Raw genomic sequence first — 235 nt, 5'->3', positions numbered from 1 at the left:
GCCTGCAGGGTCAACGACCGTTGCCGCTCCAGCTCCTGCCGCCGCCGTTCGCGCCGGGCAAGGAGCTCACTATGCCTGGCCTCCGCCTGCGCCAGGCGCCCTTCGGCCCCCAGAGCCTTTTGGTCGACGTCCCATGCTGCCTTCCCGATCTCTTCATCCACTTTCTGTAGGAGCTCGGTCAACGATAGTTCCACATGGCTGACGATGCGATCCACTTCCGCCAGGCGCTCTGCCC

Annotated in this window: 1 protein-coding gene; it reads right to left on the bottom strand. The window is 65.5% G+C overall.

The genetic code is table 11. The features are described 5' to 3' along the window. A partial coding sequence (locus ACLJNW_RS28555; RefSeq protein ID WP_410962050.1) for a hypothetical protein occupies positions 1 to 235 on the bottom strand: 235 nt, incomplete at both ends.

Origin of the sequence: Salmonella sp. SAL4457 (assembly GCF_046548235.1) — a bacterium.
Classification (GTDB): Bacteria; Pseudomonadota; Gammaproteobacteria; order Enterobacterales; family Enterobacteriaceae; genus Salmonella; species Salmonella enterica.
The sequence above is the reverse complement of the archived record's forward strand: the minus strand, read 5'-3'. Positions and strand labels throughout refer to the sequence as shown.